Below are 21,507 nucleotides of genomic sequence, written 5' to 3' on the forward strand. Positions count from 1 at the left end.
AGGCGGCCGGCTTACCAGTCGATCAGGCAGGCGCTCCATGACAGCCCCGCGCCAAAGCCGATCAGCACGACCTTGTCACCGCGCATCACACGGCCTTGCCGCACGGCATCGCCCAGCGCCAGCGGGATGCTGGAAGCACCGGTGTTGCCGGTATCCGCCAGGCTGACGAAGAAGCGTTCTGGCGCAATACCCATCTTGATGCGCACCGACTCCAGCATGTGCGCGTTGGCCTGGTGGAAGACGAACAGGTCCACGTCTTCCTGTTCCAGGCCGTTCTTCTCCAGCAGCGCGTCGATCACCTCCGGCACCTTGGTCAGCACGAAGTTGAAGACGCCCGGCCCATTCATGCGGAAGTCCGGCTGATACGCGCCGCCGCTGGTCAGGCCATGCAGCCCCGAGGTGTACGCGGTGATGGCCTCGGCGCCCGTGCCATCGGTGCCGAACTCGAAATCGCGCACGCCGATGCCTTGGTCGGCCCGGCGGATGAACGACGCCGTGGCTGCATCGCCCATGATGGTCTTGAGGCTGCGGTCTTCCGGCGCCACCAGCTTGGTGTACGTGTCGGCCGTGATGAGCAGCACGCCCTTGGCGCGGCCGCTGTCGACCAGCCCTTCGGCCAGCATCAGGCACGACACGTAACCCGAGCACCCCTGGTTCACGTCGAGCGCGCCGCTGCGCGTGGGCAGCCCCAGTGCATGCTGCACCAGGCAGGCGCTCGTCGGGATCAGGAACTTGGGCGTCTGGCTGCAGAACAGGATGAAGTCCACGGCTTCCGGTGCGATGTTGTGCTCGTCCAGAAGACGGCGTCCGGCGGCGATGGCCAGCTCGAGGCTGTACTCGTCGTCGCCGGATATATGCCGAAGGTGGATGCCGGTTTTGCCTGCGATTTTGTCGACAGGCCAATCCGGGTTCAGCGCAGCAATGGATTGATTGCTGAGCGTCGCATCCGGCAGCGCATAGCTGATCGATTGAATCTGTACCGCCATGAGAGGGCTCCGCGTGAGTGCGTGGTTGCGCGACTGCGTTATTGACGGTGATACACAAGAGGCACCATGACCGGGTCGGCCTGCCGCAACAGCGCCCCACCCCACGAAAAGCCCACGCCAAAGCCGACCATGCCGAGGGTCTCACGCGCCGGCCGCGGAGCGTCTGCGTCGTGCTCTGTCACCATCATCAGTGGGATGGACGGCGGGCTGGTGTTGCCGAAGCGGTCGATGTTGCTCGGCATCTTCTCGGGCGCAATGCCGATCTTCTTCGAGAAGTAATCGAGCATGAACTTGTTGGCCTGGTGGAAAAGCCAGCGGTCTACGCTCTGCACCGGCCAACCGGAGATGGTGGCAAGCTGCTGCACCAGTTCCGGCACGTGGTTGAGCGTGAGGCCGAACACGGCCGAACCATCCATGTACAGCTCTTCCTGCGAGCGCAGCACCTTGTCTTGCGGGTGTGGACGGCGCTCGGCCGATTCCGCCGTGCTCGGCTGGCGAAACCCGCCGGCCTGGATGATGAGCGAGTCGCTGCCCGCGCCGTTGGTGCCGGCAAAGAAGAAGCTCTCGGCTGCGTCTTCCGAATACTCGATGGCCGTGGCCGTGCCTGCATCGCCAAACAGGATGTTGGCCGGAATGTCGTGCGGCGAGATCAGCTTGCTGGGCGTGTCACCCACCAGCAGCAGCACGCGCCGCATCCCTTCCTTGGCCAGCAGGCCGAAGCCCACCATCAGCCCATACACATAGCCCGAGCAACCGAGCGTGATGTCGAACGCCGCGCAGTGGAACGACAACCCCAGCCGGCGCTGCAGCACGCAGCTCGTGGCGGGCACCACGTAGTCAGGTGTTTGCGAGAGGAAGATCAGCGCGTCGACGGAATCCTTCTCCCAGCCGACGGACTCCAGCAGGCGCTCCGCCGCCACGTAGCAGAGGTCGGATGCGCACATGCCGTCAGGCGCCACATGCCGGGCCTGGATGCCGCACAGCTTGGCCGTGCGGCCGATCTCCACCGGATCACCGGCGATGTCTTCATTGCGCCGGACGTGATCCGGCACCGCGGCAGACACCCCGGCAATGCGCGCGTTGTGAAAGCGCCGGTAGCCCATTCAAGCCTCAACGCTCTGACCGTGCACCAGCGCACGCAGCTCGCGGAACGTGGTTAGCTCCTGGAGTGCCATCGGGTCCACGACTTTCTTGTAGTGCGTGTCGATGAGGGCGATGGTGCTGAGAAACGCCAGCGAATCCCACACTGCCTCTTCCACCATGTTGAAGTCGTCGGTGATCCGCTCCGGCGACACTTCGAGCAGGGCCGCGAAGTCTTCAATGAATTTTTGATCGTCCATCGGTTCACCTCAATCATCAGGAAACAGCGGGGGAAATACGCCAGTCGTGCCGGCGGGCATGGTCCAGCAGTGCTGCGTTGGAGCCGACCGCCACCGGGTGGTCAGCCAGGGAAAGCAGGGGGATGTCGCTGTCGTGGTCGCCATAGGCAAAGCCGCCGTGCATGGAAAGGCCGTGCACCTGCAGGAACTGGCGCAACGCAGTGGCCTTGCCTTCGCCAATGGTCGGCTCGCCCAGCATCGCGCCGGTGTAACGGCCATCACGCTGCTCAAGGTGCGCGCACACCACATGCTCGATCGATAGGTCAGCCGCAATGGGTGCAATGGCCTCAGCAAACGAACCGCTCACCACGATGACAACGGCGCCGGCCTGCTGATGCGCGTTGAGCCGTGCGACTACCGTGTCGTGGTACAGCACTGCGCGATTGGCCTCAAACCACTGCTGCGCGGCGCGTGCCATGTCCGCCACCGGAATGCCCGCGAGCTGTCGGTAGAAGTAGCGGTTCTGCGCGGCGCGGTTGGCATTGCGCTCGACGTACCACGTCAAGTTGGCGCGCACATCACGGATGCGGCGCTCGGCCTGATCGGGCGAAGCGGCCGTACTGCGGTGATACTGCTCCAGCACGGCGAGCATGCTCTTCGGGCGGATCAGCGTTTCGTCCAGATCGAACACCGCGCAGATGCGCGTAGCGTTGACCTCCGGCGCAGCACAGTCAGGGGCGATGGCGGCAGTCATGGCAGCACCGTCCATCAGTTGTGCAACGACTTGAGCGCCGTGCTTTCCAGCGCCGAGACAAACTTGCGATCGAGCACCGTGAAAGTGAGCGTAAGTTGCGCGATCACTTTGCCTTGCTGGCGAAAGTCGATCCGCACGGCCATCTTGCCGTCGCCGGTGGTGCGCAGGTTGCGCTCCAGCACGCGGTATTCCAGGTCCACCTGGAACGGATAGGCAAAGGCCTTGAAATCCACGTTGATGTTTTCGGCCAGGTACATCTTGGCCGCCGTGGAGTGAAATTTCTGCGTCACGGCATTGCCCATCTGCCGGGCCGCTTCCAGCAGCACCATGAACTGCACATGCTTGCCGGTGACGTGGTCGCTCAGGTCAGCGCATTCATCGTCGATCAACAGCACGCTGGCGTAGGTGTCTTCGCCCGTTTCCTGCGGGTCGGAGATCAGCGTATTTGCGCGCTTGATCTTGTGCGTGAGCGTGCCGTCACAGCGCTGATGGCTGTCGAAATAGCTGCGCAGTGAGATCTGCCCGGCGTGGTTGCTCTGGGCCACGAGATCGCGCAGCACATCCACCTGCGATTCCGAGATGCCCTGTTCCAGCGAGATGGCGGCCGGCTCAAGCTGCCCGTCACGAACACGCGCCACAAGCTCATCGAACGTGAGGATGCTTTGCGCGTTGGACAACTCCTGAAACTTGTTGCCAACCACACGAATGAGGGTATCGGTCATAGGGCGCCTGTCGTATGCGTGCTGGGTAATTGGATTGCCAATTGCGATGCATGCGGTATCCATTCGAATGCGCTTCGCATTTGTCATCGTTTTTATATTGACCCGCCTTTTCCGCATGTGCGCTATTGCATTTACATATGCGGCCAACCTGATGAATTCGCGCTTTGGTGCCTTGCCGCAAATCCACTGCTGGAAACGGGTCGTTGCCTCTGCCGGACGCATCCTACCGTTTGCTGCAATGCGGTCAACTGCAAAAAAATACAGTAGACGGGTTGCCGCTTTTCACACAGCATCCGCGCTTAATCACGGCGCCTTTGTGCTTTGAACCAAACCGGGGCACAGGCGGCGCTGCAACACCTTTTTGATCTGCAAAACGGTGCACGCACGTGATTTAAAAGGCCGCCATTGGATTGCCAATCAATCCAATGCGACGGATTGGTGAAACCGCGCGTTGGTGCGCGGCATCCGGCCCAACCTGGATGCCCGCTTGCCGATGCGTTCCACACTCCAATAGAGGCAGCAAGATGGCTCAACACGACTCCAAGGCTCTGGCCAACAAGTTCATCCACGCGCTGGAAACACGCGACCTCGACGCCGTATCGGACCTGCTGGCCGATGACGTTGTCTTTGAAGACGTGCCGCTGGCCGACACCGTGCACCGCGGCAAGCCCAAGGCTGTCGAAAAGGTGGCCGAGTTCTTCGGCAAATCGTCTTCGTACGTCTGGAAGAAGCACCGCGTGGTGTCGGAAAACGGCACGGTGTTTGTCGAGCGCACCAGCGACATCGTCTTTGGCGACAAGAAGGTCACGCTGCCGATGGTCGTCATTCTTGAATTCAACGACGCCGGCAAGCTGACGCTGTTCAAGGACTACTTCGACCTGCAGACGCTGCAAAGCCAGCTGGCCTGATTCGCTGCTATTCCGCGGCTGATTCGCGGGCGCATCCCATGCAGGCACGCCGCCATCCCGAGCAGGTGGCGGCACCTTCCCATCGCCCTACCTACCAATCCACCGTTTGAGGAGATGACCGATGAGCACGTCGTATCGCTCCGAAATCCACCGCTTCGGCGCACCCGCCGAAATCCGTGACCTGCACATCGATGAAGCCGTGGCGCTGGTGCGCGATGGCGATGCGATTGCCGTATTGCTGGACGTGGTCCAGCCCGAGCAGCTCGATACCTGGTGGGCCGACCCGTCGTACCCCGAGGTGATTCCGCACCGCTCGCTCTCGGGCGTGGCCAACACCGGCGTGGCGGTCGGCCCGATGCAGTTTCTGGAAAACGAAAAGCTCGTGGTCGGGCTGGCGGACTACTTTGCTTATGCCGGCCGCTTCAACGGGCAACTGCGCAACACCGCCTTTGCACGGCTGATTCACGATGCGCTGCACATCGACACCGTGCAGGTGGGCACGTGGGCGGAGTTTCCGCTCACCTCCAAGCGCGAGTTCCAGCCCAAGAAGGAAGGCATCTACAGCGTGCCGCCGCATTGCGACGCCATCCACTTCTCGCGCGACCCGGGCAACTGGCCGATTGGCGAGAACTACTCCGAGCTGAAGAACCAGATCTCGGTGTTCCTGTCGGTGGCGGATTCCAACGAGGGCACGGGCCTCGTGTTCTGGGACTACCGCCCGCAGGACTTCGCCCAGCTGCACACGCTGATGGCCGAGTTTTTTGCCAATCAAAGCATCCCCCAGCTTGAAGACGTGCCCAAGCTGGTGGTGCGCGGCAAGCCCGGTCAGCTGCACGTGCTCAACACGCGCGTCATGCATGCCGTGGAGCAATGCCAAGCCGTGCGCCGCACGATCGGCGCCTTTCTGGTGCGCCATGAAGACAGCTGGCGCATGTTCCACTGACCCTGCCCAGCCACACGTTGGCCGGCAGATGCCCACACGGCGTCTGCCGGTGCAAGAGGCCTGCCCATGAAGAAATGGATCGTGCTGTTCTCGATCGGCATCTACCTGTTGCTGATCAACCTGGATCTGACCATCGTCAACCTGGCGCTGGCGGAATTCTCCAAAGATTTCAACGCCAGCATCGAGCAGATTCAACTCGTGATCGTCAGCTACCTGGCGGCTGCGGCGGCGTTCTTCTGCCTGTCGGGCGTGCTGGCTGATCGCTATGGCAAGAAGCGTGTGTTCATGGCGGGCGGCCTGCTGTTCGTGCTGTCGTCGCTCTACATCGGAGCATTTGCGCACAGCATCGAGGCCATCATCGCGGCGCGCTTTGTCCAGGGCATTGGCTTCTCGGCCACGCTGGGGCTGGCGCTCATCCTGATCGGCAAGGCGTTTCCGCCCGAGCAGAAGGGCCTGGCAACCGGTGTGGCCGTCACCATCACGGGGATTGGGCTGGCGGCGGGGCCGCCGCTGGGCGGCTTCATCCTGCAGGCCTTCGGGTGGGAGATGATCTTCCTCATCAACGTGCCGCTGGGGCTGCTGTCGCTGCTGCTCACCGCCGTGTTTGTCGACAAGGATGATCCGAACGAACTGAGCGCCCGCGCGCTCGACGTGGTGGGCGTGCCGCTGTACCTGCTGGGGCTCGGTTGCCTGATCGTGCTGTCCAACGCGCTGGCCACGCTCTCGTGGGCGCAGATCGGTGCGCTGACTGCCGTGGGCGCCATCTCGACCATGCTGTTCGTGCGCCGCAGCCTGCGCGTAGAGGCACCGCTCATCAACCTGTCGCTGCTGAAGAACGGCACCTACCTGACGGTGGTGGGCATCCGCATCATCTTCAACTTCGTGATGGCGAGCTTCCTCTTCGTGCTGCCGCTGTTCATGCAGAACATCCTGAACTACTCGAAGGTGCGCGCGGGGCTGTGGGTGCTGTGCATGACGGCGTGCATCTTTGTGGTGGGGCCGATTACCGGCAAAGTCATCGACCGCCGCGGCTACAAGCTGCCGGTACTCACCGGCATGACGCTGCTGCTGGTGAGTTGCGCTGCATTCCTCACGCTGCGTGTGGACCTGTCCATCGTGCTGTTCGTGATCGGGCTGGTGAGCTTCGGGCTGTCCAACGGGGCGCTCACCACGGCCACCATCAACGGCGCTACGTCACAGGTGTCGCCCAAGCACACGGGCACGGCCATCGGCCTGTTCTTCACGCTGTCGATGGTGGGAGCGATGTTTGGGGTGGCGGTGTCGGGGTTGATCTTGAGCAAGGTGGGCGCGTTTGAGCTGGCCCGCCACATTGCCGGTGCCGCGACCACGTTCACGCCTGAACAGCTGCACACGCTGCTCGGCCTCGTCAACGCCAGCCAAAACCTAGTCAACGTCACAAGCACGTTTGCCGATCACCCGATCGATGCGGTGCGCGACATCGTCAACACAAGCTACGTGCCCGCCATGCGTGCGCTGATGGCGTTCAACGCCCTGCTGGCGGCCATCGGCATCGGCCTGTCGGTTGCTCTGTTCAAGCGCAAGGAAACGCGCCCCGCTGAATCCGCTGACCCCACGCAATCCCGCAACGAACACCTCGAAGGAGCCGTGTGATGCAATCCAGATTCCTGAATTTCGATTTCGGCAAGCTGCACTACCTGCAGGGCGGCAAGGCCAACGGGCCCACCATCGTCTTCCTGCATGGCACGGCGTCCACCGCCGCTTCTTACGCCGATCTGGAACCGATCCTGGGCGACCAGTTCAACCTGATCGCGCTGGATTTTCCGGGCCACGGCCAGTCGGACCATATCGACGTGGCGCGCTTCGGCTTTCAGTACAGCATGATCGGCCTGCGCACCTTGTTTGAAGAGTTCCGCCACCGCCTGTCGCTGCACGAGATCATTGCCGTGGGCAACAGCGTGGGCGCCAACATCGCCACGCAATCGCTGTTCAAGGACCCGAACCTGCTGGGGCTCGTGTCGATTGCCGGCGTGCATGCCGTCAGCCGCGAAGATGCGTTCTCCAACTTCCGCCCCGAAGCGCCGAAGGAACTCGCCTTCAAGAACCACTTGGTAGGCGACGAGGCCGATGCGCTCACACGCGCTTACCTGGATGTCTCGCAAGCCGGCACCGACGTGTACAAGCGCATGCTCACGGACATCAAGGAATCCGACGGCAACTTCCGCGAGCAATTCGCCATTCACCTGAAGACGCAGGGCTGGCTGGACGAACTGGCCATCCTGTCGGGCAGCAAGGTGCCCTTCCTGTACATCGGCGGCAAAAACGATGCCTTCATCGACAACGCCTACTACGACAAGCTGCAGGCCCGCGTGCCGCGCATCCAGCCGGCCAACGTGCACATCCTGGAAGACGTGGGCCACGTGCCGCACCTGGAAGCACCCGAGGTGTGCGGCAAGCTGATTCTTGAGTTTTCCAAGACGCTGTGAGGAGCCGGCCATGAGCCTACTGATCGTCGGGTGTGGCCCCGTAGGGATGACGCTGGCCGGGCTGCTCGCACAACGGGGCGAGGCGGTGCAGGTGATCGACAAGCGGCTGGAGCTGTCGACCCTGCCGCGCGGCATTGCCGTCAACCAGGCGAGCCTGGCGGTGTTCGACCAGCTTGGCATCGGCGCGCAGCTGGATGCGCTGGGCCTGCGCGTGCCGCGCATGAACCTGTACCGGCGCCGCGCGTACTTTGCCGACATCAACTTCCACCAGCTCGACATTGCGCGCCCGCACTTCTTCCACCTCACGCAAGACGTCATCGAGCGCGCGCTGTATCAGCGTATTTCCGAGCTGGGCGTGTCGATCCGCCAGGGGCTGGAGTTGCAGGCGCTGCAAGAGACGCCCACCGGCGTGGTCGCCACCTGCACCCACCCGGACGGCACCGAAGAGCGCATCTTTGCCGACCATGTCATCGCCTGCGATGGTGGCAACAGCACGGCACGGCGTCTGCTCGACATCCCCGTCGACCAGGTCATGTATGCCGGCTACTTTGTGGTGGCAGACGTGAGCTTCGACACGCTGCCGCTGGCCAACGACGAGATGCACTGTTTCTGCGGCGTGGATGGCTACCTGATGATCGTGCCGATCCCTGGCGGCAGCTACCGCGTGATCGCGTCCTTCCCGGGCGAAGACCCGCAGAGCGGCTTCGATGCAGCGTTCATTGAACGCATCATCCGTGAGATGACGCCCATCGCCGCCAACGTGCAACACCTGCACTGGATCACGCACAGCGCGTTCGGCCACCGCATTGCGAGCCGCGCACGCGTGGGGCGCGTGTTCTTTGCCGGTGATGCATGGCACCAGTTCAGCCCCATCGGCGGCACCAACATGAACCTCGGCATTGAAGACGCGGCGGTGCTGGCGCGCGCCATCCTCGCGCGCGATCTAGATGCGTATGAGCTGCCGCGCCTGGAAGCCGTGGCCCGCAATCTGGCGGTCACGCGCTACCTCAGCCGCCTACTGGTGCGCTCCCCCGACCTGGCGACGACCGAACGTCCGTTTGGCGCATCGTCGCTTGAGCGTTTGCTGCACGACGAGCTACCGCGCTTTCTGACGGGGCTGCGCACGCACATCCCGGCCGTAGCAACCCGCAGAGAAACCGAAGTCGCCACCGCCTGATCTGCACAGGAGACCTTCATGGTGCTCACGTTCCGCACGCCTGCAGCCAGCCGGCTGCCGTCGCTCACCGGGCTGCGCTTTCTGGCGGCCATGCTGGTCTTCCTGTACCACGGGTCGCTCATGAAGATCGCGGTGTTCAACCCGTTTGCGGATGCGCAGTGGGCCACGGCCTACAACCACCTGTTCAACGTGGGCGGACGCGTGGGGGTGTCGTTCTTTTTCGTGCTGAGCGGATTCGTGCTGACGTGGTCTGCACGCAGTACCGATACCACGTCGGCGTTTCTCAGGCGGCGCCTGCTCAAGATCTACCCCAACCACATCGTCACATGGGCGGTGACCATGATGCTGCTGGTGGCACCCGGAACGCGGGCTGCCGTGTGGCTGCCCAACCTGTTCCTGCTGCATGCGTGGGTGCCGGAAGACGACATCCTGCGCGGGGTGAACGCGGTGTCGTGGTCGCTCGGCAGTGAGCTGGTGTTCTATATGCTGTTTCCGTTGATCCTGCCGGCGGTGCAGCGCATACGTGCAGCGCGGTTGTGGTGGTGGGCAGCGGGCACCGTGGCGGCGCTGTTGGCAGCACAGGGGCTCATCACGCTGCTCACACCGGACGCGCCCGTCGCGCCCGGTTGGCCGTTGCCTGAACTGCGTTTCTGGCTGGCGTATTTCTTCCCGCCGCTGCGGCTGTTCGAGTTCGTGCTCGGCATGCTGATGGCACGCATTCTCATGACAGGGCAGTGGATCAGGCTTGGCCTGCTGCCGGCGTTTCTCATCATGGCCGCGGGTTATGCGGCGGCGCGCGTGGTGCCGTTCCAGTACAGCCTGAACGCGGTCACCATCGTGCCGATTGCGCTGCTCATCACCGCGGTGGCGGCAACAGATGTGGCCGATGCACCCACGCTGCTCGCCTCGCGCCCGATGGTGTGGCTGGGCGAGGTGTCGTTTGCGTTCTACATGGTCCACCTGGAGGTGCTGTACGGCGCGCAAGCGCTGCTGCACGGGCAGGCGTTTGCCACGCCCGTGGCACTGGGCGTGATTGCGGCGGAGTTCGGCACGGCGCTGCTGCTGGCGTGGATGCTGTACGCGCTGGTCGAACGCCCCATCATGCGCCGCTGGGCCGGCAGCGCACGGCCACGCACCGCGCGCGCGCTGGTCAGCCGCGCAGACGACGGCAGCCGTGCTTGAGCCTCAGGCTGCCGTGGCCGGAATCAACCCCAGCATCGCCGCCTTCACCACCGCATGCGTCTTGTTGGCCGCGTTGAGCTTGGTGATGGCGTTCTGAATATGAAAGCTCACGTTGCGCTCGGTCATCTCCAGGATGGCCGCCACCTCGGCCACGGTCTTGCCCTCGGCCGTCCAGTGCAGCGTCTGGCGCTCAACGTCTTTGAGGCGCGCGGCGGCATCAGGCAGCACCTTGCTCGCCATCAGGTTGCTGATGGTGGCGTGGGCAAGCTGGCCCAGCCAGATCATCTCCGGCTCGATGACGGCCAACTCGTCTGCGGTAATGGGCTCGGCGGTGCGCGCCAGGCTGAAGGTGCCGAAGATGCCGCGATGGTCTCGCATGGTTTGCGACCACCCGTGGTTCAGCCCATGCTGACGTGCCTCCACCCAGAACGGCTCGTTCGGATCGCTGATGCCCGGCCACAGCATGGGCTTCACGCAGCGCTGGCCGAACTGCAGCACCGGGTCGATGGCAGCATAGCCGCGCGCCAGATAGGTCTCTCGCCAGCGCTCGGGATAGTTGCTCCACGCCACGGTATTGAAGCGCGTGATCGGGATCGCCGCGCGCAGGGCATAGGCGTAATAGTCGAAACCCAACAGGGTGACGGCCGTGTTCAGGCTGCGAAACGCAGCGTCTGCATCGTCCAGGGTGTTCAACTCGCGCAACAGTTCTGCGCGCCACGATGTCATCCGGTTTTCCGTCAATTCAATGCGAGCGCCCATGCAAGCGTTCTCCCAAATAGAGTCAGTGCGGCAGCAATGGCGCCGGATAATCCCACGCGCATTACCGCCTCCACCTACAGACGTTTTGAACATGGCCGCGTGCCGGCACAGCATGCGGCACTCCCCCGGCTCAGGCTTGTGGCGGCCAACCCGCGTCGGTACGCGGTTTCAGCCTTGATCTGGTCGTCGCCTTACGCTTTGCTGATGGCTCGAAACGGCGTGCTGGAACTATACAAAATCTGAAGCGGTTTGCGCGGCGCAACATACTAATGAGGGGTAGTACGTTGTCTCGAATGCGGATTTGACTGAAGGCAGGAATAAATCTTCTGATAATCGCCTACCTTTGCGCAAAGTTGATTCATTGATATAACCACATGCTTTTTATTGGCTGCTGTGTAGTTGCCTGTTGTTCAGACTTCCATAACGTTCACGTTGCATGAACACTGAATTTTCTTGAACAAAGCAGCCTTGCCGTTCATACTTATCATGTGTTCACGAATCATGAACATGTGACAAATATGAACAACCTCACATGGCGACCCGATACGATCCCCAGCATCACGAGCGTGAAGTGCTCGATACTGCGCTGAAAGCCCTGGGCGAACTCACCGGCATAGACGGCAAGGTTGTTGCGATCGAAGCCCGCACCAGTCCCCGCGCAAAGTCCGACGCCGTTGTCGACCTGAAGGTCGCCGGCCAGACACATCGTTACCTTGTGGAATGCAAGCGCACGATGGACCGACCCTCCGCACTGGCCCTAGTTCGTACGCAACTGGCCCCCCACCTCGACTCTGGTTTGCTGGTTGCACCGTACCTCAGCCCACAACTGGCAGAGCACAGCCGGCAGCTCGACTTGCAGTTCATTGATACCGCAGGCAATGCTTACCTTAAGACCGATGGTTTGTACGTATTTGTGAGTGGACGCAAGCCGCTCGCCCTTCCGACACAGACGTCTACGCGCAGCGCGGGCAACGCCACAGCATGGCGCATGGCCTTCGCCCTGCTCTGCGAACCTACACTCGTACAGGCGCCATATCGGGAGATCGCAGAGGCCGCCGGCATTGCACTCGGCTCCGTCGGTGCAGTGTTCCAGGACTTGGCCGCGCGCGGTCTGCTAGTTGAGTCAGCAAGAGGCCGTCGCCTCGCAGCGCCTGCGCAAATGCTCGACGAATGGGTTGCCGGCTACCCCTCGATACTGCGCCCCAAGCTGCATCCTCGCCGCTTCCAAGCGACCAACCCAAACTGGTGGCAAGACGCCAGCCTGGCCGACCCGACACAACTGAGCGCGCAATGGGGTGGCGAAGTCGCGGCCGCCCGCATGACCGGCTATCTCAAACCCGCCACGCAGACGCTCTATATTGACCCGCCTGCCATGCGAGATACGCTGCGCCACCTAGTCACCAAGTATCGCCTTCAGCCTAGCGCGGATGGCCCCATCGAACTGCTGGAGACCTTCTGGCGACCGCCGACTAGCCAAACCGCCCGGGAAAGTCTTGTACCACCGATCCTGGTGTATGCGGATCTCATCGCCACCATGGACTCGCGCAATTTGGAAACCGCCAACCTCATCCGAAAAAAAAGCGTCGCTCGTGTACTCGATCCGCTCTGACCGCCCACTGGACCGCTCAACCCAGGACATTCTCAGTGCCATCCACGACATGGCTGCACCGCTGGCACTGCCCATCTTCGTGGTGGGCGCCACAGCGCGCGACATTCTGCTGACACACGTGTTTGGCATCGAGACCGGGCGTGCCACGCTCGACGTGGATTTCGCCGTTGCCGTAGAACATTGGCCGCAGTTCGAAAACATCAAGCAGCACCTGCTAGCTAACGACCATTTCGACTCTGCCACCAGCATCACCCATCGACTGCTCTATCGCACGAGCGACAACACGATCGCCCGGCCAATCGATCTCATCCCATTCGGCGGCATCGAACAGCCGCCAGCCACTATCAAATGGCCGCCCGACATGGCTGTCATGATGAATGTTGCGGGCTATGCAGATGCCTGGCGGGCCGCGGTCGAAGTAGAGTTTGCGCCCGGACGCAGCATACGCGTGGCATCGTTGGCTGGGCTTGCCGTGCTCAAGCTAATCGCCTGGAAGGATCGCGGCCTGGAGGACCCAAAGGACGCGGAAGACCTGCAGTTCCTGCTGCAAAACTATGCCAGCGCCGGCAACTTGGATCGTCTGTATGACGCCGAATCCGCTCTGCTGGAATCGGCCAACTACGACCAGGACCTCGCAGGCATGGCCTTGCTTGGTAGAGATGCCGCCACGCTGGCCGGCCCGCAAACCTGTGAGCAATGCATCGCCCTGCTCGACGACACAGCAATGCGCGATCGCCTGGCCCTGCATATGGCCAGAACGCGTGCTGGCGCAACGGATGCGCTGGACGCGGCCTATACCCGCTTGACCTGGTTCCGGCGAGGGTTCGAACTGCACGCGACCGGCTCCCCCTCCGTCTGATTACGAGGCGGCGCCAACTCGAACCCGCCGCCACTGGACGCGCACTTATGCAAATGTCTGCCGGAATGTGCGCCATGCCTCGGTGTGCGTCTCGAAACCGATGCCAGGCGCCTGCGGCAAGCCTGCGTAGCCCGCCTCGATGCGTGCGCCATCCGCCAGCCCGCGAAACGGCGCAAATGCAAATGGACTGACCTCCGCACCACCCAGGCCAAGTGCCGCCACCAGATGCAGTGCAAAGAGATGCCCACCGTGCGGCCAGAATGCATGGCGCGGCCAGCCATGCGCGGTCATGGTGTCGATGATGCGCAGGTAGCCCGGCACGCCATAGCAATGCACGGGATCGAATACCAGCACGTCGCGTGCGCTGCGCAGGCCACCGTAATGATCGAGCAACCGCGCCTCTGCCTGTGAGAACAACGCCTCGCCCGCAGCGATGGGCGGCGCGTATACCTCGGCCACCTTGGCGTGCGTGGCGAAGTCCAGCGGGTCGCACAGGTCTTCGAACCACCAGAGCGCATAGGGCTCCAGCACGATGGCGGCCTGCAGCGCGGTGGTCTGGTCATACAGGTTCATGGCATCCACAGCGAGGTGGCCGGTGCCAGACAACTGTGCAGCGGCCACTTCAATGCGCCGGCAATCCACATCCAACGGCGCACCACCGATCTTGATCTTGGCGTGCGTGAAGCCGAGATCCACGCAGCGGCGCATCTCATCAGACAGGCGCGCGAGATCGTCTTGCGGATAGCGATAGCCTCCGCCGGCATACACGCGCACACGCGGCTGCGCCACCCTACCGAGCCGCTGCGCAAGGAAGGCGTGCAGCGGCACACCAGCAATCTTTGCGGCGGCATCCCAGATCGCCATGTCGAGTGTGCCGACGGCCACGCAGCGCTCGCCGTGGCCGCCGGGTTTCTCGCCCGCCATCATCGTGTGCCACGCGCGGAACGGGTCGAGATTGGTGCCAGCATCATCCGCCAGGCTGCCGGGTGATGCACGCAGCAGGCGCGGTGCAAAGCGCTCGCGAATCAAACCGCCCTGCGCAAAGCGGCCAACCGATGCGTAGCCGTAACCGACCACCGGTTTGCCGTCACGCATCACATCGGTGGTGACGGCCACTAGGCTCGTCGTCAACCCGCCCGATGGAATGGACGGATCGTCATATCGGGATACCGGAATGGCCTGCTCGCGAATCTCGGTGATGTGCATGTCAGCCCTCGCTGCACCGCCGATGTGGCGGCACGTTCGCGTGCATTGTCGCAAGCTCTCGCACACTGCGTGCGCCCGCGGCGACATGGCTGCGCAGTCGTCAGCAAGCCGTGCGCCGCAACCACGCGACAAATCGTCGCGGTAAAAATAACAATTTGCACGGCCTGCGTGCAGCGCGGACAACGTTGCGGAAATTGCGCGTGTCACTTTTACACGCGCATGTGGCGGCGGCCGCCCGTGCAGAAAATTGAGCGCCGATTTAATGCGGAAAGCACACGTTTATCGCGCTATCGAATTGCGCGCAAAGCCCTTAAAGTCTCGCCCGCGACTCGCCTTTCCGATGTAGTCGAGACCCCGACAATAAGCACGACGGTACGAAGCAACAGGGTCACTTTTCGGCGCGTCTTCGTCGCCTCGTCACTCCCCCGGTTTGTGGCGCTTTTTCAACTTGGGCCTGTCCCGAGATGGCGGAGCTTTGCCTGCAATCTGGCGATGAGACGAGGACGTGGTTTTGACCTACCGCGGCGTTCTTCGCCGTGACCCTCTTGCACAGGAAGTACCCGTTTCATGCGTACCCAACTACTCTCTCTTGGTGTTGCCGTTGGTGCAACGTTTGCCCTGTTTGCGGCACCGAGCCAGGCCAACTGCGTGGCCAATCCGCCCACGCAATCCAACACCACGTTTCCGGCCAGCCTGACCGGCAAGCTCGCGTACCACAGCTACGTGAGCTACGGCGATGGCACCAGTCAACTCTTCATCTACGACTTTGCCGCGCGCACGCTGCAGCAGGTATCGCAACCCGCCTGGGGCATCCAGGACCCGATGAACGCGGTGTTCAGCCCCGACGGCAAGTGGATTGCCTTCATGGGCATCACCAACAACGCATGGAACGTGTTTTTCTGGCAGGTCGGCTCCAGCAACAGGCCGATCAACCTGACCAACAGCACGGGCCAGACGCGCAATGAAGATCCGAAGTTCAGCGCCGATGGCAAGTCGCTGATGTTCAAGCAGAACGGCGACGTGATGCAGGCCGCGCTGTCGTACACGAGTTCGGGCCCGGTGTTCACCTCCATCGTCAACCTGACGCGCACGGCACCGGCGGTGGAAAACTCCATGCCCTTCCTCACGCCCGATGGCACCGCCGTGTACTACGCCACTGGCACAGGCAGCAACATGGGCCTGTACAAGCAGACCGTCGGCAGCACCAACAAGGTGGCGTTCGACACGCCGGCCGGCCTGGTCGCGTACTACCCGATCGTGCGTGCAGACGGCACCGTTTTCTACGCCCGTTGGCTTGACGCCACCAGCCAGTCCGACCAGATCTACACCAAGGTCAACCCGGGTGACACGCCCAACCAGCTCTCGCTCAACGACTGCAACAGCAACAACTCCGACCCCTCGCCCGTGAACGGCACGAACTACGTGTTCTTCTCGTCCACCACAGCCGGCGGCTATCAGCTCTACCTGGGCGATGCGAGCACGGGCCAGCGCTGGAGCCTGTCGCAGTTTGGCGTGAACAACGACACGACCAAGGCCAAGCTCGGTTCGAACTACTACGCGGGCACCACGGCTGCCGCTACTCAGCAAACCGTATTGCTGTCGCAAGGCAAGCCGGCCAGCGCGTCGTCCAGCTACAGCAGCAGCCTGGGCCCGGCCTACGCGTTTGACGGCAACACCACCAGCACGCGCTGGGATTCGATTGAAGGCGTGGCCGGCACGCAATGGCTGATGGTGGACCTCGGCTCGACGCGCACCATCAACGGCGTTGATCTGTACTGGGATGCCGGCGCCAAGGTGTACTCCATCCAGACTTCCAACGACGGCGTGAACTGGACCAACATCTACTCGACCAGCAATGGCGTGGCGTATGGCCACGTGGCACTGGCCAACCTCAAGGGCAGCGGCCGCTATGTGCGGATGTACGGTACGCAGCGCGCCACGCAGTGGGGCTACTCGCTGGACGAAATGCAGGTGTGGGGCTACTGATTGGCGGATCAATTGATCGGCCTATCTGCCTGACATGACAACGCCCCGGTGGCAACGGCCATCGGGGCGTTTGTCTTTGCAGCGCGCTGGCGCATCACCCCGCCTGGAACTCGCCAGGCACCCAGGCAAACGGCTTGGCAATACGGTTCCACATGCAAAGGCTCCGTTGAAAGACCGCGGCCATGGTAGGCAGCACTGACCGTTGCAGCGTGCGTGCATACCGTATGGCAAAGATCATCCCGCCGGTATATGCCGCGCCGTTGCCTCTGGTTGAGGACTAACCCCTAGATTGTCAAAAGCTGAACATTCAGGGTGGACATGGCTCGGCACGATGGCGTCTCCGCACCACGCCACAGGATGGACGATGCCCGCTCCGATCAAACCACGCACCCAAGCACCGCACGGCATGAGCCGGCGCGATTTCTTGACCCTCGGCACCGCCGCTACCGGCCTGGGCGCGTTTGGCCTGACCTTGCCCGACACCGCACTCGCAACCGCATCGGCAGCGGATACCAACTGGCATGCCGGGCAGCTTGCACACCTGATCCCCGCCGCCAGCCATGACCGCTTTCTCATCAAGGCATCGTTTCAGGCACCACTGGCACGCGCACCGTGGGTGATCGTGAACGGCAAGCGTGTTGCTGGCGAGCCCACCGACACGGCAGGCCGCTTCTGGCGCTTTGATGTGCGCGGCCTGCAGCCGGCCACGCAGTACACGCTGCGCATCGTCGACGCTGGTGGCAAACCGCTGGCCGATGCCTGGCCGCTGAAGACCTTCCCCGCACCCAACGCCACACCCGCGCGACTGCGCATCCTCGCCTACACGTGCGCGGGCGGTTACGACGGCCCTTCCATCGCCGGCAAGACCGCTTGGCTCGACATGGCCGCGCGCCGCCGCCTTCTGGCGCGCGGCATGGCGTTCGCACCCGACGCCGTCATCGCCAACGGCGACCACATCTACTGGGACTTGCAGACCTCGCAGAACAAGCCCTTCGCACGCCAGGTGCGCGAGCTGATGTGGACAAAATTTGGCGGCGCACTCGACATGTCGGTGCCGATGTCGTACCCGAAGAACGAGGCGATCTTCACGCGCGTATGCGACTACCAGATTGGCGGGTTGTACGGCACCACGCTGCGCTCCACGCCCGCGTACTTCCTGACGGATGACCACGACACCTTCGAGAACGACGAGTTTGACGACAAGGTCGCCACGCTGCCGCCGGAGCCATATGGGCTGATCGGCGCGGAGCTGACACAGCACCGCTACTACCCCGAGTTCCTGCCCGATGCCAACCGCCCCGTATGGCTGCCCGGCGGCGACAAGGCAGGCATGCCCGTCGACACCAACAGCGCGTTCGGCACCCTGCGCTACGGCAGCCTGCTTGAAGCGGTGTTGTATGACTGCCGGCGCTTTCTCGACAACAAGGGCATGCACGCACGCGTGGTGCCACAGTGGGTGGAAGACTGGCTCGTGGCACGCACGCGTGCGGAAGACACGGCGCATTTCTTTCACGTACCGTCGCTGCCGTTTGCGTACTCCTCCGGCAAGCTGGGCGACTGGTATCCGGACCTGCTCGACACGAAGACCGGGCGGCTGGTCGGCAATCAGCCCAAGCCCGGCTGGCAGACCGGCTGGCACGCACAGCATCAGCGCCTGGTGGCGGCGCTCGGGCAACAGAAGCAGCGTGCCGCCGTCATCGTGCAGGGAGATTTTCACGCGTCGGCCGTCGGGGCGATGTCGCGCTCGGCCGAGCTGGAGTTCGCGCATCCGGTGCATGCCATCATGACCGGGACGCTGGGCACCGGTGACATGGGCTTCCCCTCCGCCTTCCGCAGCATCGAGACCACGCCCGCGCTGTCCGTCGCCATGCAGGAAGCGTTGCGCCCAACCGAGAAAAACGGCTTTACTATCATCGACGTGACACCGGAGAAGATGACCTTCTCGCTGTTCCTGTGGCGCCCGCCCGAGCCGGTGGACGCCATCGATACCCTCCAGCCGGCCCTGGTGTACGAGGTGCCGCGCCTGGCCTGAGGTGTCTGCACAACAACAAGGAGACGCATGGCGAAGATCTGCATCGTGGGGGCTGGCTCGATCGGCTGCTATCTGGGGGGCCGTCTGCTGGCCGCGGGCGCTGACGTAACACTGGTCGGGCGGGCGCGCATTGGCGATGAACTGCGCACACATGGCCTGACGTTGACGGACTACCGTGGTGGTCGCTGGCAGGTGGACGCCGCCAACGTGGCCTATATGACCGAGCCCGACGTAGCCGCCACGGCAGATCTGGTGCTGGTCACGGTCAAGTCAGCCGCAACCGCTTCCGTGGCTGATGCGCTAAAGCCGCTGCTGCGCCCCGGCACGGTGGTGGTCAGCTTCCAGAACGGACTGGGTAATGCCGACGTGCTCCGCGCCGCGCTGCCGCAGCAGACAGTGCTGGCTGGCATGGTGCCCTTCAATGTGATGCAGCCCGGGCCGGGCGCCTTTCATCAGGGCACAGCGGGCGAACTGGAGGTCGCGGCGTCGCCCGCGTTGCACATCTTCCTTGATACTTTCCGGCGTGCCGGTCTGCCGCTGGTTGAGCGTACGGACATGGCATCGGTGCAATGGGCCAAGCTGCTGCTCAACCTGAACAACGCCATCAATGCACTGGCCAATCGGCCATTGAAGGAAGAGCTGTCGCAGCGCGCTTACCGGCGCTGTCTGGCGCTCGCGCAAACCGAGGCGATGCGGCTGCTGGCGCGCGCAGGCATCCGGCCCGCCAAGCTCACCCCCATACCACCCGCATGGATTCCGCACCTGCTTGCCACACCCGATGCCGTGTTTGCCCGGCTGGGCGGCAAGATGCTCGCCATCGATCCGCTCGCACGCTCGTCCATGTCCGATGACCTGGCCGTCGGCCGCACTACCGAGGTCGACTGGATCAACGGCGAGGTCGTACGCCTGGCCGACCGGCTTGGGCAGCGTGCGCCAGTCAACGCGCAGTTGTGCGCACTGGTGCATGCTGCAGAAGCCGCCGCCACACGCCCGAGCTGGTCGGGCAACGATCTGCTCGCGGCGCTGCGCTCAGCCACCTGAACGCGGTTCAGCCCACGCTCAGCAGTAGCGGCATGTCCTGAATCTCGATGTGCCCGTAGCGCAGGCGGATGGCGCCCAGCTTCACCAGCGCCTGCAACTCCTTGCTGAGCGTCTGCCGGCTGATGCCCAGCATCATGGCCAGCGCGTCCTGCGAGGTGTTGATGGTTGCGCGCCCTTGCGCCGATTGCGATACATCGCCGTGTGCCAGCATGGCAATCCGCCGTGCCACGCGTACGCGCGTGCCCTGTAGCGCGGCACTCGCCAGCGAGCCATAGGCCAAGCGCAAACGCATCGCCACCAGGCGCGCGATGGCGGCCGCAAATGCCGCATCACGCATCAACGCCTCGAAGCGCTCGGCACTGACGGCGAGCACCTCTGCATCTTCCAGCGCAATCGCACAGTGGCCGCGCGGTTGCTGATCCAACGTCGACACGCCGCCAAACCAGTTGCCGGGCTCAACCAGCGCGAGAATCGCCTCGTCGCCTTCGGCGTTGAAGATCGACAGCTTGAGCACGCCGCTGGCGACGCCAAAGAACGCGTTGGTACCCGCATCCACCGGATCACCCTGGCGGAAGAGGAATGCACCAGCGGCAACCGGCACGGTCGTGGCGGCCTTCAGCAAGGCCTCGGCGGCCTGTTGCGGAAGACTCTGGAACCAGGGATTGGTGAAAAAAACTTGCATGGCCGGCGGCGGTGAATGCGCTGGCACGAGACTACCTGCAATGCCTGCCTATTGGCAAAACGGTTGTGCGTTGCGGTGCACCGACATACCCCACTTCCAGGCCCACCAGCGGCCGGCACGTTCTGCTAACGTCGCTCGACATTTCAATGGGAGGGGCCATGCCGTATCCGCGTGTTCTGGTTGCCGTTGCCGCACTGCTTGCAAGCGTGTCCGTCTGGGCGCAGAGCGCGCCCGCCGCCAACGCAGACGACACCCGCAACGCTCAGCTGTTGCAGGAAGGCGCACAGCTTGCCAAAGCGAGCCGGCAAGCCGAGGCCATCGACGATTTCGATAAGGTGGCCACCTTCTACGAAAACGCGTATCGCGACGAAACGGCCCGGCTCTACAGCGCCCGCAGCCAGGTGGAATCGCTGTTGTACCTGGCGGAAGCGGCCAACGCCAAGACGAGCGCCAAAGTGGTGTCCTCCAACTGGGCGTACGCGTACTACCTCAAAGCCTACGCCCTGATCGAGTTGAACCGCGCAAGTGAGGCCAAGACGATCCTGCAGCGCGCCATCGACATGGCACCGCACAATGCGCAGTTCCATGCAGAGATGGGCAACCTGTACCAGCGCGAGAAGAACTGGCCGCAGGCACTCGCCAGCTTCGACGCCGCCGCACGCGATGCGCGCGAGTTCTCGCCCCCGCAGATCAAGAACAACGAGATTGGACGCGCCTGGCGTGGCACGGCGTACGTGTATGTCGAACAGAACCGGCTGGACGAGGCCGAAGCGCTGTATCGCAAGTGCCTGGAGCTGGACCCCAAAGACGGCCGCGCGGCAGCAGAACTGCGCTACGTGCAGGCGCAACGCGCCAAGGCAGGCAACCCGTAAGCGGA

20 protein-coding genes are annotated in these 21,507 nt (G+C 63.2%); 12 read left to right on the plus strand and 8 right to left on the minus strand.

Annotated elements, in window-relative coordinates:
• Positions 1–11: 11 nt before the first annotated feature.
• From V6657_RS19310 to V6657_RS19330, 5 genes are read right to left on the minus strand one after another with little or no spacing between them, the layout of a single operon-like run.
• Positions 12–986 carry a ketoacyl-ACP synthase III gene (locus tag V6657_RS19310; protein ID WP_048934928.1) on the minus strand — a complete coding sequence of 325 codons (975 nt, stop codon included), beginning with the start codon at positions 984–986 and terminating at the stop codon, positions 12–14.
• Between the two features lie 38 nt (positions 987–1,024).
• The gene (locus tag V6657_RS19315; RefSeq protein WP_048934927.1) at positions 1,025–2,089 is read right to left on the minus strand and encodes a ketoacyl-ACP synthase III; all 1,065 of its coding nucleotides are present in this window, start codon (positions 2,087–2,089) and stop codon (positions 1,025–1,027) included.
• Positions 2,090–2,326, minus strand: coding sequence for a phosphopantetheine-binding protein (locus tag V6657_RS19320; protein WP_021193357.1), 237 nt, complete (start codon positions 2,324–2,326; stop codon positions 2,090–2,092).
• Positions 2,327–2,342: 16 nt separating this feature from the next.
• Positions 2,343–3,059 carry an HAD-IB family hydrolase gene (locus V6657_RS19325; protein WP_160315307.1) on the minus strand — a complete coding sequence of 239 codons (717 nt, stop codon included), beginning with the start codon at positions 3,057–3,059 and terminating at the stop codon, positions 2,343–2,345.
• 14 nt (positions 3,060–3,073) lie between these two features.
• Positions 3,074–3,781 (minus strand): AfsA-related hotdog domain-containing protein, encoded by a 708-nt coding sequence (locus V6657_RS19330; protein WP_048934925.1) that lies wholly within the window; start codon positions 3,779–3,781, stop codon positions 3,074–3,076.
• A 524-nt stretch (positions 3,782–4,305) separates the two neighbouring features.
• Here V6657_RS19330 and V6657_RS19335 point away from each other — a divergent pair.
• The 6 genes from V6657_RS19335 to V6657_RS19360 all read left to right on the plus strand — a co-directional run bounded on the left by V6657_RS19335 (position 4,306) and on the right by V6657_RS19360 (position 10,456).
• Positions 4,306–4,689, plus strand: a complete 384-nt coding sequence (locus V6657_RS19335; RefSeq protein WP_048934924.1) for a nuclear transport factor 2 family protein — start codon at positions 4,306–4,308, stop codon at positions 4,687–4,689.
• A gap of 121 nt (positions 4,690–4,810) precedes the next feature.
• Complete coding sequence (locus V6657_RS19340; RefSeq protein WP_048934923.1) at positions 4,811–5,632, plus strand: hypothetical protein; 822 nt, start codon at positions 4,811–4,813, stop codon at positions 5,630–5,632.
• 66 nt (positions 5,633–5,698) lie between these two features.
• Positions 5,699–7,264, plus strand: a complete 1,566-nt coding sequence (locus V6657_RS19345) for an MFS transporter (protein WP_048934922.1) — start codon at positions 5,699–5,701, stop codon at positions 7,262–7,264.
• Complete coding sequence (locus V6657_RS19350; RefSeq protein WP_048934921.1) at positions 7,264–8,097, plus strand: alpha/beta hydrolase; 834 nt, start codon at positions 7,264–7,266, stop codon at positions 8,095–8,097. Before V6657_RS19345 ends, V6657_RS19350 begins: the two co-directional genes overlap by 1 nt.
• A gap of 10 nt (positions 8,098–8,107) precedes the next feature.
• The gene (locus V6657_RS19355; protein ID WP_082170261.1) at positions 8,108–9,274 is read left to right on the plus strand and encodes an NAD(P)/FAD-dependent oxidoreductase; all 1,167 of its coding nucleotides are present in this window, start codon (positions 8,108–8,110) and stop codon (positions 9,272–9,274) included.
• Between the two features lie 18 nt (positions 9,275–9,292).
• Positions 9,293–10,456: an acyltransferase gene (locus V6657_RS19360; RefSeq protein ID WP_048934919.1), complete on the plus strand. Its 1,164-nt coding sequence runs from the start codon at positions 9,293–9,295 to the stop codon at positions 10,454–10,456.
• Positions 10,457–10,459: 3 nt separating this feature from the next.
• Here the strand turns inward: V6657_RS19360 and V6657_RS19365 are convergent, their stop codons facing one another.
• The gene (locus V6657_RS19365; RefSeq protein WP_048934918.1) at positions 10,460–11,215 is read right to left on the minus strand and encodes an autoinducer binding domain-containing protein; all 756 of its coding nucleotides are present in this window, start codon (positions 11,213–11,215) and stop codon (positions 10,460–10,462) included.
• Between the two features lie 532 nt (positions 11,216–11,747).
• Here V6657_RS19365 and V6657_RS19370 point away from each other — a divergent pair.
• Complete coding sequence (locus tag V6657_RS19370; RefSeq protein ID WP_048934917.1) at positions 11,748–12,824, plus strand: type IV toxin-antitoxin system AbiEi family antitoxin; 1,077 nt, start codon at positions 11,748–11,750, stop codon at positions 12,822–12,824.
• Between the two features lie 118 nt (positions 12,825–12,942).
• Positions 12,943–13,683 (plus strand): nucleotidyl transferase AbiEii/AbiGii toxin family protein, encoded by a 741-nt coding sequence (locus V6657_RS19375; protein ID WP_338755512.1) that lies wholly within the window; start codon positions 12,943–12,945, stop codon positions 13,681–13,683.
• Between the two features lie 45 nt (positions 13,684–13,728).
• Here the strand turns inward: V6657_RS19375 and V6657_RS19380 are convergent, their stop codons facing one another.
• Complete coding sequence (locus V6657_RS19380; RefSeq protein ID WP_048934915.1) at positions 13,729–14,889, minus strand: mandelate racemase/muconate lactonizing enzyme family protein; 1,161 nt, start codon at positions 14,887–14,889, stop codon at positions 13,729–13,731.
• A 567-nt stretch (positions 14,890–15,456) separates the two neighbouring features.
• Here V6657_RS19380 and V6657_RS19385 point away from each other — a divergent pair.
• From V6657_RS19385 to V6657_RS19395, 3 genes are all read left to right on the plus strand, one after another.
• Positions 15,457–16,875: a discoidin domain-containing protein gene (locus V6657_RS19385; RefSeq protein WP_048934914.1), complete on the plus strand. Its 1,419-nt coding sequence runs from the start codon at positions 15,457–15,459 to the stop codon at positions 16,873–16,875.
• Positions 16,876–17,239: 364 nt separating this feature from the next.
• Positions 17,240–18,907, plus strand: a complete 1,668-nt coding sequence (locus V6657_RS19390) for a twin-arginine translocation signal domain-containing protein (protein ID WP_048934913.1) — start codon at positions 17,240–17,242, stop codon at positions 18,905–18,907.
• A 27-nt stretch (positions 18,908–18,934) separates the two neighbouring features.
• Complete coding sequence (locus V6657_RS19395; protein ID WP_048934912.1) at positions 18,935–19,948, plus strand: 2-dehydropantoate 2-reductase; 1,014 nt, start codon at positions 18,935–18,937, stop codon at positions 19,946–19,948.
• 7 nt (positions 19,949–19,955) lie between these two features.
• On the opposite strand, the gene V6657_RS19400 is transcribed toward V6657_RS19395, so the two are convergent.
• Complete coding sequence (locus V6657_RS19400; RefSeq protein WP_048934911.1) at positions 19,956–20,630, minus strand: Crp/Fnr family transcriptional regulator; 675 nt, start codon at positions 20,628–20,630, stop codon at positions 19,956–19,958.
• Positions 20,631–20,788: 158 nt separating this feature from the next.
• On the opposite strand from V6657_RS19400, the gene V6657_RS19405 reads away from it, so the two are divergent.
• A complete protein-coding gene (locus tag V6657_RS19405; protein ID WP_048934910.1) occupies positions 20,789–21,502 on the plus strand; it encodes a tetratricopeptide repeat protein in 714 nt (237 codons plus the stop codon).
• Positions 21,503–21,507: the final 5 nt, after the last annotated feature.

The organism is Ralstonia sp. RRA (assembly GCF_037023145.1).
Classification (GTDB): domain Bacteria; phylum Pseudomonadota; class Gammaproteobacteria; order Burkholderiales; family Burkholderiaceae; genus Ralstonia.

Bases quoted from the DNA above. Each gene is read 5' to 3' on its own strand.
- V6657_RS19355 (WP_082170261.1), top strand. From the start codon at position 8,108: ATGAGCCTACTGATCGTCGGGTGTGGCCCCGTAGGGATGACGCTGGCC.
- V6657_RS19335 (WP_048934924.1), top strand. From the start codon at position 4,306: ATGGCTCAACACGACTCCAAGGCTCTGGCCAACAAGTTCATCCACGCG.
- V6657_RS19310 (WP_048934928.1), bottom strand. From the start codon at position 986: ATGGCGGTACAGATTCAATCGATCAGCTATGCGCTGCCGGATGCGACG.
- V6657_RS19350 (WP_048934921.1), top strand. From the start codon at position 7,264: ATGCAATCCAGATTCCTGAATTTCGATTTCGGCAAGCTGCACTACCTG.
- V6657_RS19405 (WP_048934910.1), top strand. From the start codon at position 20,789: ATGCCGTATCCGCGTGTTCTGGTTGCCGTTGCCGCACTGCTTGCAAGC.
- V6657_RS19345 (WP_048934922.1), top strand. From the start codon at position 5,699: ATGAAGAAATGGATCGTGCTGTTCTCGATCGGCATCTACCTGTTGCTG.
- V6657_RS19330 (WP_048934925.1), bottom strand. From the start codon at position 3,781: ATGACCGATACCCTCATTCGTGTGGTTGGCAACAAGTTTCAGGAGTTG.
- V6657_RS19340 (WP_048934923.1), top strand. From the start codon at position 4,811: ATGAGCACGTCGTATCGCTCCGAAATCCACCGCTTCGGCGCACCCGCC.
- V6657_RS19380 (WP_048934915.1), bottom strand. From the start codon at position 14,889: ATGCACATCACCGAGATTCGCGAGCAGGCCATTCCGGTATCCCGATAT.
- V6657_RS19400 (WP_048934911.1), bottom strand. From the start codon at position 20,630: ATGCAAGTTTTTTTCACCAATCCCTGGTTCCAGAGTCTTCCGCAACAG.
- V6657_RS19385 (WP_048934914.1), top strand. From the start codon at position 15,457: ATGCGTACCCAACTACTCTCTCTTGGTGTTGCCGTTGGTGCAACGTTT.
- V6657_RS19395 (WP_048934912.1), top strand. From the start codon at position 18,935: ATGGCGAAGATCTGCATCGTGGGGGCTGGCTCGATCGGCTGCTATCTG.
- V6657_RS19320 (WP_021193357.1), bottom strand. From the start codon at position 2,326: ATGGACGATCAAAAATTCATTGAAGACTTCGCGGCCCTGCTCGAAGTG.
- V6657_RS19325 (WP_160315307.1), bottom strand. From the start codon at position 3,059: ATGACTGCCGCCATCGCCCCTGACTGTGCTGCGCCGGAGGTCAACGCT.
- V6657_RS19365 (WP_048934918.1), bottom strand. From the start codon at position 11,215: ATGGGCGCTCGCATTGAATTGACGGAAAACCGGATGACATCGTGGCGC.
- V6657_RS19390 (WP_048934913.1), top strand. From the start codon at position 17,240: ATGCCCGCTCCGATCAAACCACGCACCCAAGCACCGCACGGCATGAGC.
- V6657_RS19360 (WP_048934919.1), top strand. From the start codon at position 9,293: ATGGTGCTCACGTTCCGCACGCCTGCAGCCAGCCGGCTGCCGTCGCTC.
- V6657_RS19370 (WP_048934917.1), top strand. From the start codon at position 11,748: ATGGCGACCCGATACGATCCCCAGCATCACGAGCGTGAAGTGCTCGAT.
- V6657_RS19315 (WP_048934927.1), bottom strand. From the start codon at position 2,089: ATGGGCTACCGGCGCTTTCACAACGCGCGCATTGCCGGGGTGTCTGCC.